Genomic DNA, 10889 nt, shown 5'->3' with positions numbered 1-10889 from the left:
TTTAGGGCACTGAAAAGTGCCCTTTCGAAGGGGGATGCCCTAAATTGAGTGCTTACATTATATAGCTCGTAATTATAATTATTATGGAATAAGTAATATCTTTAATTGGGGAGTTTAATGAATATTTTAGAATGGAGCCATTCTGGATGGTAGTTTCATGTCTAAGAAGTTTAAACAAAACATGGAATGGATTAGTAAGTCTGCTATTTTCTTGAATGTTTTCAAAGTAGAAGGGCTTAACTAAAGTGGACAAGATATAAAGAATTTGATAGGCCTTGGAAACAAAAGTGGATGTTATTTTGACATTTTTGTGTTATTGAATGGTAAAAATATTACATATTACAAGGTGAAAAACATAGGCTTTTAATTACAATGAAAAAAATTCTATTCCCTTATCACTTGCTGGTTAGGATGCGGTTCAAGTTTCGTCGTTGGTGGGCCATGTATCACGCAAAGCGTCAAATTACGTCCTATGGTGTGGGGTTGTGTGTCAATGCCCCCTGTGTATTTGGAGGTAAAGTAATTTTAGGTGATAATTGTAACTTTAACGGGATGCAAATTTTAGGTGATGGTAGTGTTACAATTGGCAGTAACTTTCATTCGGGTACAGAATGCATGATAATTACCCAAAACCATAATTATGAGGGTACTTGTATCCCTTATGATGCAACGTATGTGCTGAAACACATCGTAATTGGCGACAATGTGTGGTTTGGTAATCGGGTGATAGTGACTGGTAGCATTACTATTGGAGAAGGTGCTATAATTGCAGCAGGTTCAGTGGTGTGTAAGGATGTGCCTCCATTGGCTATTGTGGGTGGAAATCCAGCCAAAGTTATCAAATACCGAAATAAAGAGCATTATTTCGATTTGAAAGTAAAAGGGATGTTTCATTAATAAAAATCAATGGTATGAATATTGCAATAGTAGGCACTGGCTATGTGGGTTTAGTGTCAGGTACTTGTTTTGCAGAAATGGGTGTTCATGTCATTTGTGTGGATGTGAACGAAGAAAAGATTAATGCGCTTATCAGTGGGCAAATTCCCATCTATGAGCCGGGACTTGATGAAATGGTCTTGCGTAATTATCGGGAGAGGCGTTTGAACTTTACTACAGATTTGACTTCAGTGCTTGATGATGTGGATATTGTCTTTAGTGCCGTAGGTACACCTCCGGATGAGGATGGTAGTGCTGACCTTCAATATGTACTTGCTGTAGCACGTCAGTTCGGACAAAATATAAAAAAATATACGGTATTGGTAACTAAGTCTACGGTTCCGGTTGGTACTGCTAAAAAGGTGAAAGCTGTTATTGAAGAAGAGCTGCAGCAACGAGGAGTAGAGATACCTTTTGATGTGGCAAGTAATCCGGAATTTTTGAAAGAAGGTGCTGCAATCAAGGATTTTATGAGTCCTGACCGTGTAGTGGTAGGCGTAGAGAGCGAAAAGGCAAAAGAAATGATGACTAGACTTTACCGTCCTTTTCTGCTCAATAACTTTCGTGTCATTTTTACCGATATTCCTTCTGCGGAAATGATAAAGTATGCGGCTAATTCTATGCTTGCTACCCGTATCAGCTTCATGAACGACATCGCCAATCTTTGTGAGTTGGTGGGTGCCGACGTGAATATGGTTCGTAAGGGTATAGGTAGTGATAGCCGTATTGGCAGCAAATTCCTTTATCCGGGTTGTGGGTATGGTGGCAGTTGCTTTCCCAAGGATGTAAAAGCGCTTATAAAGACGGCAGAACAAAATAGATACGAGATGAAAGTGCTGAAGGCTGTAGAAGAGGTGAATGAGAAGCAAAAGTCTGTACTTTTTAATAAACTTCGTGGCTTTTATCAAGGTGACTTGCAAGGTCGTACCATTGCCTTATGGGGGCTTGCTTTCAAACCTGAGACAGATGATATGCGTGAGGCTACTTCTTTGGTAACAATTAAGCTGTTATTGGAGGCGGGTTGCAAGGTTAGAGTCTATGATCCAGTTGCTATGGATGAATGTAGACGCCGTATGGGTAATGTGGTAACTTATGCTAATGATATGTATGATGCGGTACTTGATGCGGATGCATTATTGCTGTTAACGGAGTGGAAACAATTTCGTTTGCCTTCTTGGAGGGTGATTGCTCGTAGTATGCGCAAACCGTTGGTGATTGATGGGCGTAATATTTATGATGCTGAGGAGATGAAGGAAGTGGGAGTTGAATATTTTTGTATCGGACAGTAAGGATTAAGATAAGAATGCAATATGAAACACGCCTTTTTAATCATGGCATATAATGAACCGGAGATTCTGAATTTATTGCTTTCTAAACTGTATCACGAAAACAATGTTTGTTTTGTGTACATTGACAAAAAGGTGTCTTATGGTATAAAATAAAAATGTATAAAATAGTCGAAAAATATGAAGGGGTAATTATAGACAAACCAATAAATGTAAAGTGGGGTAATTATTCACAGATTAAGTGTGAAATGTTGTTGTTTAAGGAAGCATTTGAATGTCCCGTTAATTTTGACTATTATCATTTGCTGTCTGGTGTTGACTTACCTCTTTATCTTATCCGATTCAATACGTACATCGTTTTTTCGAATTGCATAAAGGTGCTTTTTTTGTTATTATTAATGAGGATAGTATAGACGAAAAGGCTGGATTTGAACGAATTAATTATTACCATCTTTATACTTGCTTCGGAAGGAGATTCACGAATATTTTGCTACGAACAGGATTTGCTACATTTAGTATTAAGATACAAAAAATGATAGGAGTATCAAGGTGTAAATCAGATATTAATTTCGGTGTTTATAAAGGCATTAATTGGTGTAGTGTTACACATAATGCTGTTGAATTTCTACTCTCAAAGAAGAAAGACATATTTCGACGATTCAAATATACTATGTGTGCAGATGAAGTGTATAAACAAACCGTCTTTATGAATTCTCTATTTGCAAAATGCAATATATAACCTCGGAAGATGATAGGATGAAATCTAATCTACGTGAAATAGACTGGTCGCGTGGTAACCTTTATACGTGGAAAAAAGAAGATATAGTTTTATTGTCCCATAGTCCCAATCTATTTGCGAGAAAATTTTCCATACATCATCGCTCTGTTATTGATTATATCCGTGAGCATATATAATAATAAAACCATATAATGTCGAGTATTACGAAAAAATACAGTGTGATTATTCCGCATAAAAATACCCCTGAACTTTTGCAACGATGTTTAGCTTCTATTCCAAAGCGTGTTGATATTCAGGTTATTGTAGTAGATGATAATAGCGATTTAGACAAAGTGGACTTTTATCATTTTCCTGGCATGGATGATGAATGTGTGGAAGTGTACTTAACGAAAGATGGTAAAGGAGCCGGTTATGCAAGAAATGTTGGATTGAAACATGCCAAAGGTAAATGGTTGCTGTTTGCTGATGCAGATGATTATTATGTGGACGGTACATTTGATGTATTGGATAAGGAATTGAATGAAGATTTAGATGTTTTGTATTTTAATGTGACATCAAACTCGACGCGAAAGGAAGCTAGGGCATCTTGTATTGCTGGTAAGTACGAGGACTATTTTAAGACGAAAGATGATACACTTGTGAAATTTGGTATTTGGTCTCCATGGAATAAATGTATATTTTCGAAATTAGTATTTGATTATGGTTTAGTCTTCGATGAAGTTCCGGTTGGTAATGATGCTATGTTCAATTTGAAAATGTCTGGGTATGCACGCAAATATAAAATTATATCAGAGCGTTTGTATTGTTTGACTGATACAGAAGGATCTATAACTTTTAGACAACAAACTTATGATAGAATGTTTAACTACATGAAAGTGGGTATAAGTATTAATCAATTTTTATATGAGAGAAAATTATATAATTTATCTACTCCTATAATTTCACCTTATATTATAAGGAAAATAATCCATGACTATGGATTAAAAAAGTTATGTAATTATATTTTATATATCCATCGAAAATGGAGTTTGATTAAGGCTATAAGAATGTATGCAGGTTATCTTGAAGCAAAAAAGAAAATATGATTTTATTTGTTGTAAAAAAAAAAGACTAATAGACGCTAAATTACGATTTTTCTATAGTATACTGACATTTTTTTTAGTTTTTGCATTTCCATTATTGCCGGGTTTGAGTAGTGCCAAATTGGTAATGGTAGGACTATGTTTATATTTAGCTTTAAAAAGAGATAGTTGGCTAAAGCTTAACAAAATCAATGTCAATTTTAAAAAGGCAATACGTAGTTATCTATCGGTTCACTATTTCTTGTTTTTTTGGACTTTTTTCCTTACTATTTACTATAGAGAATTTGACTTTTCATTAACAAGCATGTGGCTGTCCAGCCTAATTCTGTATTATGTATCTTTTGTCTTTTACACCAAAGCTTCTAATTACATAAATATTCCCAAAACTATCGTTTATTGTTTCATATTTCAATGTTTGCTGATTTTACTATCAATGTTCTGTGACACATTTTATAATATATCTAGTATTTTCAGAGGAGATGTTGATAAAATTGAAGTATATGGGAGGCTTAGAGGTACTGCAATCTGTGGTTATCAGTTCTTTGGTCTTGCTACTATGTACTCTTTTGTTTTACTTTATTATATTCTTCATATAAAACTGTTTAAGAGAAAAATTCTCTACTTTATATTCTTGACTGTTTTCGCTCTTTTGAATGGACGTTTTTCGATTGTTGCATTAATTACTGGAATTGCATTTTATTTTATTCGTGAAATTTTAAATGGACAGCTAAAAAAAGCCATATCATTCATAGTGATTATGATTGTCTTTATCATCAGCTTAATCGTCCTATTATATTATTATGTGGATATGATTTCAGATCCATTTTTATATAAAGTAGTATATAATTATCTTGTACAGCCATTAGATTCCATATTTATTGATGGAGAATTTCGAACCCCGTCAACAGATTATTTGCAGGATATGTACGAAAGCAAGTATATACAACAGTTTTTTATTTGGGGATCTGGTCGATTCATGGATGAAGCTGGAGGATATTTTGGAAGTGTGGATGCAGGATACTTGAGAATATTAGGGTATTATGGTATAATAGGATTTATATTTGTCTTTTTTTCGCTGTTTTACTTGATTTTTCTAACTCGAAGCAATCTTGATATATTTACTAAGATTGCATTTTTCTGTTTATTCTTAGCTTTCAACTATAAGGGGGATGTACAAGTATATCACAATAACATAATACCACTTATGGTAGCATTCTTATTTTTCAATAAAGCTACAGATTGCGATAGGTCTTTAGGGATAGTAAAATGAATAAACCTATCTATTTTCTTCTTCAGCACCTTAAAATAGGAGGTGTTGAAATTTGTATTACGAATATTGCCAATGTATTAGTTCAAAGAGGATACAAAGTTTTTTTGGTGCTTACATTGCAAGACATTGAATTGTCAAATATCGATTCCCGCATAAGAATTATTCATCTGACAAAGCTTCATCATGGTGATAAATCAATATTCTACAAATTATATAGGAGAGGTGTCTCTTATGTGGCAATCCGTAGATTTATTCATAAATTGAATAATACGATTATTGTGTCGACGCGCAATGAATATAATATAATGCTCTCAAAATATTCTAATAATACCAATATCCGTATTGCTCAGCTTCATCATGATTATGTCGGTCATAAGGGTATCGAGAACGATTTCAAATTGCGGTATCTCAATATTGACAATTTCCTTATTCTTACAGATGATGTTAAAGAAGAAATACGGAAAATGATTACTCCTTATAATAAGCATACAAAACTGATTACAGTTCCCAATTTTATTTCTTCGATAAATATGGAATGCAATAGTATAAAACCGAGAGATAATATTGCTATTGCAGTTGGAAGACTATCGTCTGAAAAAGGATTTCTAAGGTTACTTGATATTTGGAAGGTCGCTCTTTCATTGTCTGATTGTAATATTAAACTTTTCATAGTGGGCGAAGGGCCTGAAAGAAATAACTTGGAAAAAAGAATTATCGAGTTAGGTATTGGTAGTTCTGTAACACTGTTAGGACAAAAATCAAGCCAAGAAGTCTTGCACCTTATGTATAGATCAAAAGTATATTGTATGTCCAGTTTTACAGAGGCTTTTCCGACAGTACTATTAGAAGCTATGTCGTGTCGGCTACCACAGATAGCTTTTGATGTCCGTGTTGGTCCTCGCAACATTATCCTTAATGATAACACGGGCTATTTAGTACGAGATAATGATATAACGACTTATGCGAACCATATAATCCGTTTAATGAATGATAATATTGAATGGCAAAGATTTTCGTTCAATTCATATAAAAGGGCTAAAGATTTTTCTGTGGATAATGTCATTAATAGATGGGAGTCAATTTTTAAAGGTGAAATATAGGGCTGGTTTTAATTTTAAATACATGAAAAACTTTATATCGGACATATATCATATGTTTCTTACTATAGTTATGATTATTCCTCTTCATCGATTCAGAATCTTTGTATTAAGATGTTTCAGGATGAAAATAGGCAAACATTGTGCCATCTGTAGAAATGTCGATATACGTTCACCGTATCGGATTGAAATTGGGGAGCATTGTACAGTGAATAAACGAGTCGTTTTAGATGGAAGAGGTGGCGTGAAAATAGGAAAAAATGTGGATATTGCTCAAGATGTGAATATATGGTCTCTTCAACACGACTATAATTCTCCAACTTATTCTACGAATAGTGGAATTGTAGTTATAGAAGACTATGTATGGCTTGCATCACGAGTGACTGTTTTGCCAGGAGTGACCATTGGCAGGGGGGCGGTTATTGGTACTTGTAGTGTGGTAACCAAGGATATTCCACCAATGAGTATAGCTGTAGGTAATCCTGCTAAAGTCATAGGCAGGCGAGATGATTGTTTGGAATATGAATTAGGTCATCGTGGTTGGTTTAAATAGCTTTTATTTATGAGACTTTTATATATAGCCCCCAAATTTGAATCAAATTCTTTTGGAGGTGATTATGTGTGTAAACGGAATTTACGTTTTTTGAAGTCCATATTGGGTGAAGAAAACGTAATAGAATATCATCTTAAAAAATCTTCTTTGAAGAGGGTAATTATTTCATCTTTTTCAGCATGTAGCTATGGAATGAGTAGAGATGAAGAAAAACGTATAATAAAAATGGCGTTAGCTAACGATTGCAGGATAGCTTTTATTGAACTTTCACTAAGAGGTAATTTAGCCCAATTACTCCTCCGGAATTCTATCAGAACTATAACGTTTGCTCATAATGTAGAATCTCAATTATATAAGCATCGTCATATTCATGCCAAAACTTTGATCTCTTATTTTCAATATCGTATTATTCGTTGGAATGAACGAAAAGCAATCAATAATACAACCAAACTGATTACATTAACCGAACGCGATAGCTTGGAGATGAGAAAGGCTTATAATAGGGATGCAGATATGATAATTCCTATTAGTACTTCCATAAAAAAAGATCTTTTTGCCACATCACATAATGATGATTATTTCCTATTTGTTGGTTCTGACTTTTTTCCAAATGTTGAAGGAATAGCTTGGTTTATCAAGAACGTAGCACCATACATTAATCATGAAATATGGGTTGTGGGTTCATGTTGTTATAATAATGCGATAAAGAAATTGCCTTTGACTTCAAATGTTCGTTTAAAAGGATACATTCCTGATTTAGATATGTGTTATAGAAACGCATTGGCTGTTATTGCACCTATCTTTTCGGGCTCAGGAATGAAAACTAAAACAATTGAAGCACTCAGTTACGGAAAGAGTATATTCGGAACAACTGAAGCATTTGTTGGAATAGAAACAGATTTTGCGAGGATTGGGGGAGAATGTAATAATGCTGCTGAATTTATAGAAAAAATGAATTCATTGGCCTACGAAAGAATAAATTCATATTCTATTCAATTATTCCTTAAATATTTTTCAGACATTATAGCTAAAAAACATTTTGACAACCTTATTGCTTCCCTTAATAATTCAATAATGATTAATACGAGCTTCATTAAAAAATGAAAAAACTACTGTTCATATCTTCTCGTCCTATTTACCCAATTGTCGGTGGTGATCAAATTCGTACAGCACAATGTCTTGAATTTCTTCGTTTATATTTTGATGTACATGTTATCATAATAGGAAGTGACGAAAACTTATCTAAGCCTGATAATTATGGCTCTTATAAATATTTTCAAAATAGCAAATTGCAACATCTATTCCAAGCTCTGAATTTTGTTCTAAACGATCTTCCAATTCAAGTAAATTATTATTATAATAAAAAAGTTCAAAAGTATATTGATTCAATCATCCATTCATTTGATGTCGTTTTTTGTAACAACTTACGAACTGCTCAATATGTTCGTAAGTATAAATCTGTTATCAGGGTGATAGATTTTGTAGATGCAATCTCTATGAATTATGATAAAGCGCGGAAGTATGCAAGGTTTCCAATGAAATGGATTTATACAATTGATTGGAAACGATGTAAAATTTATGAATCCACATTGCTAGACGAATTTGATCGTGCATGTGTTATCTCAGAAGTTGATAAAGCTTTTATTTTGGATAATTCTAATTGTAATAAGAAACTCTCTGTTATAGGTAATATGGCAAATGTTTCTGATATAGTGTTTCCTGAAGAAAATGGTGCTATTGTTTTTGTCGGTAAAATGAATTATGCTCCTAATATATTGGCTGTAAAGAACTTTGTAAGTAATATTTTTCCCTTTGTAGTAGCATCAATACCGACTGTAAAGTTTTATGTAGTTGGGACACATCCGACTCGGGAAATTCAGAATCTAGATAATAGCAAGAATATCTTTGTTACAGGATATGTTGAGGATACAAATGAATATCTTGATAGGGCTTCGGTCGTTATAGCTCCGATGATATCAGGAGCTGGCATCCAAAACAAGATTATTCAAGCTATGGGGCGGGGTAGATGTGTGGTTACTACTAAAATAGGATCCGAAGGTCTATCAATTGAAAAAGGGGAAATAGGAATAGCAAATTCAAATTTAGAACTGGCTAATCTATTAGTTTCACTTTTAAATGACCCGGCACAACGAGTTAAAATGGGTAAACTCGCAAAAGGTTATATAATGGAACGGCTTTCAAGAGAGACCATCGGCAAAGAATTTCAAGAATTTATACAAGGTGCTTACTGAGTATGTCGGTAAAAAAGTATTTTTTTTTATTTTCAGCCTTTACGTACATTGTTGGCTTACATATCTTTTCATAACCTAAGAGTGATTGAATCCGTGAACAAACCATATAAAGAACAAGAACAGATGGTGCCGAATGTTGCTGAACCGGTAGTTGTAAATGTGGGTAATAAGAATAATCCTGATATCATTACGGAAGGACGTGATGATATTAGGCGTGGCATTTCCGGTGAAGAATTATTGGATAGGCTTTGCTTTCGTATAAAAGCTTTGTTTGAATGAAAGTTGTATTTGAGTTTATCAAATACATACGTTTCTAGTCAGTATAATTTTAGCATATTTCAATGAACATACTTATCACGGGAATCCACGGCTTTGTGGGTTCCAATCTTGTTGTTGCTTTAAAGGAACATCATAGCCTTTACGGACTGGATATTGTCGCTCCTGAAAAGGCGGGGGTGATAAAGACTTTTTTCTGGAAAGATATTGAACCGGCTTCTTTTCCGATGCGGAATCTTCTTGAATTCGATGCCATTATTCATCTGGCTGGTAAAGCCCATGATACGAAGAACCAGTCTGCTGCCCAAGCCTATTTTGATATCAATACGGGATTGACCCAAAAGATATTTGATTTCTTTCTGGAATCTACTGCGAAGAAGTTCGTATTCTTCAGTTCTGTAAAAGCCGCTGCCGACAGTGTAGTGGGGGATATGCTGACGGAGGATGTGGTGCCGTCTCCGATTGGTCCTTATGGGGAGAGTAAGATAGCTGCCGAGAATTACATCCTTGGCAAGTTAAAGATTGAAAATGGAGAATTGAAAGCTAATCCGTATGATGACAAAAAGGTCTATATTCTGCGTCCTTGCATGATTCATGGTCCCGGCAATAAAGGCAATCTGAATCTTCTTTATAATGTGGTGAGGAAAGGGGTTCCCTGGCCTTTGGGGGCTTTTGAGAACAGAAGGTCTTTTACTTCGATAGATAATCTCTGCTATGTGGTGGAAAGGCTGTTGACTAAGGAGGTGGCGAGTGGTATCTACCATATGGGGGATGACGAAGTCTTGTCCACGAATGAGCTGATAACTTTGATGTGTCAAGCTTTGGACCGTAAACCACATATCTGGAAGATAAACAGAGGACTGATGGAGTTCTGTGCCCGGCTTGGGACTCTGCTCCATTTGCCTTTGAATGAAGAGCGCCTGCGCAAGTTGACAGAGAATTATGTGGTGAGTAATGCGAAGATAAAGGCTGCCCTGGAAATTGACAGAATGCCGGTGAGGGCAGAGGAGGGGATAGTGAGAACGATCAAATCGTTCTTGGATTAAAAAATGATAATTAAAAATTAATACTGTTATGTATTATCTGCTTATACTGGTTCTGCTGTTTTTGGCAGAACTTTTTTATTTTAAGATAGCTGATAGGTGCAATATCATCGACAAGCCCAATGAGCGGAGTTCTCATACGAAAGTGACTTTGCGTGGTGGTGGGATTATCTTTTATTTCGGGGCGTTGGCCTATTTCCTGATGAGTGGCTTTGAATATCCCTGGTTCCTGCTTGCCTTGACACTGGTGACGTTCATCAGCTTCGTGGACGATATAAAATCCACCGGACAGATGACAAGGCTGCTTTTTCATTTCTTTGCCATGGCCTTGATGTTTTATCAGTGGGGACTGTTT

The 10889-nt window shown here is 35.1% G+C and carries 10 protein-coding genes and 1 pseudogene; all 11 read left to right on the top strand.

The features are described 5' to 3' along the window. Positions 1-372: 372 nt before the first annotated feature. Positions 373-897 (top strand): acyltransferase, encoded by a 525-nt coding sequence (locus tag DWX62_RS06470; protein ID WP_120137062.1) that lies wholly within the window; start codon positions 373-375, stop codon positions 895-897. Between the two features lie 14 nt (positions 898-911). After that, positions 912-2225, top strand: a complete 1314-nt coding sequence (locus DWX62_RS06465) for a UDP-glucose/GDP-mannose dehydrogenase family protein (RefSeq protein ID WP_120172658.1) — start codon at positions 912-914, stop codon at positions 2223-2225. A gap of 927 nt (positions 2226-3152) precedes the next feature. Then, entirely contained in the window at positions 3153-4046 is an 894-nt protein-coding gene (locus tag DWX62_RS06450) for a glycosyltransferase family 2 protein (RefSeq protein WP_120172656.1), read from the top strand. A gap of 430 nt (positions 4047-4476) precedes the next feature. After that, positions 4477-5313 (top strand): hypothetical protein, encoded by an 837-nt coding sequence (locus tag DWX62_RS21795; protein ID WP_133303663.1) that lies wholly within the window; start codon positions 4477-4479, stop codon positions 5311-5313. Next, on the top strand, positions 5310-6413 hold the full coding sequence (locus tag DWX62_RS06440; protein WP_120137068.1) for a glycosyltransferase: 1104 nt from the start codon (positions 5310-5312) through the stop codon (positions 6411-6413). Before DWX62_RS21795 ends, DWX62_RS06440 begins: the two co-directional genes overlap by 4 nt. Before the next feature lie 121 nt (positions 6414-6534). Further along, positions 6535-6963 carry an acyltransferase gene (locus tag DWX62_RS21895; protein ID WP_165852958.1) on the top strand — a complete coding sequence of 143 codons (429 nt, stop codon included), beginning with the start codon at positions 6535-6537 and terminating at the stop codon, positions 6961-6963. A 9-nt stretch (positions 6964-6972) separates the two neighbouring features. After that, positions 6973-8067, top strand: coding sequence for a glycosyltransferase (locus tag DWX62_RS06430; RefSeq protein WP_120137070.1), 1095 nt, complete (start codon positions 6973-6975; stop codon positions 8065-8067). Next, the gene (locus tag DWX62_RS06425; protein ID WP_120137071.1) at positions 8064-9215 is read left to right on the top strand and encodes a glycosyltransferase; all 1152 of its coding nucleotides are present in this window, start codon (positions 8064-8066) and stop codon (positions 9213-9215) included. Before DWX62_RS06430 ends, DWX62_RS06425 begins: the two co-directional genes overlap by 4 nt. Positions 9216-9308: 93 nt before the next feature. Further along, positions 9309-9494, top strand: a complete 186-nt coding sequence (locus DWX62_RS06420; protein ID WP_133302355.1) for a hypothetical protein — start codon at positions 9309-9311, stop codon at positions 9492-9494. Between the two features lie 62 nt (positions 9495-9556). Further along, positions 9557-10537 (top strand): NAD-dependent epimerase/dehydratase family protein, encoded by a 981-nt coding sequence (locus tag DWX62_RS06415; protein WP_120172655.1) that lies wholly within the window; start codon positions 9557-9559, stop codon positions 10535-10537. A 28-nt stretch (positions 10538-10565) separates the two neighbouring features. Continuing rightward, positions 10566-10889: pseudogene (locus tag DWX62_RS06410) on the top strand (UDP-GlcNAc--UDP-phosphate GlcNAc-1-phosphate transferase); the annotation flags it as partial.

The organism is Bacteroides sp. AF20-13LB (genome assembly GCF_003603065.1).
GTDB classification, from domain to species: domain Bacteria; phylum Bacteroidota; class Bacteroidia; order Bacteroidales; family Bacteroidaceae; genus Bacteroides; species Bacteroides uniformis.
This window is presented reverse-complemented; position numbering and strand designations above follow the sequence as displayed.

What these genes read in the sequence shown, in the direction of transcription:
- DWX62_RS06470 (WP_120137062.1), top strand. Translation starts at nt 373, where the DNA reads ATGAAAAAAATTCTATTCCCTTATCACTTGCTGGTTAGGATGCGGTTC.
- DWX62_RS06465 (WP_120172658.1), top strand. Translation starts at nt 912, where the DNA reads ATGAATATTGCAATAGTAGGCACTGGCTATGTGGGTTTAGTGTCAGGT.
- DWX62_RS06450 (WP_120172656.1), top strand. Translation starts at nt 3,153, where the DNA reads ATGTCGAGTATTACGAAAAAATACAGTGTGATTATTCCGCATAAAAAT.
- DWX62_RS21795 (WP_133303663.1), top strand. Translation starts at nt 4,477, where the DNA reads ATGTTCTGTGACACATTTTATAATATATCTAGTATTTTCAGAGGAGAT.
- DWX62_RS06440 (WP_120137068.1), top strand. Translation starts at nt 5,310, where the DNA reads ATGAATAAACCTATCTATTTTCTTCTTCAGCACCTTAAAATAGGAGGT.
- DWX62_RS21895 (WP_165852958.1), top strand. Translation starts at nt 6,535, where the DNA reads ATGAAAATAGGCAAACATTGTGCCATCTGTAGAAATGTCGATATACGT.
- DWX62_RS06430 (WP_120137070.1), top strand. Translation starts at nt 6,973, where the DNA reads ATGAGACTTTTATATATAGCCCCCAAATTTGAATCAAATTCTTTTGGA.
- DWX62_RS06425 (WP_120137071.1), top strand. Translation starts at nt 8,064, where the DNA reads ATGAAAAAACTACTGTTCATATCTTCTCGTCCTATTTACCCAATTGTC.
- DWX62_RS06415 (WP_120172655.1), top strand. Translation starts at nt 9,557, where the DNA reads ATGAACATACTTATCACGGGAATCCACGGCTTTGTGGGTTCCAATCTT.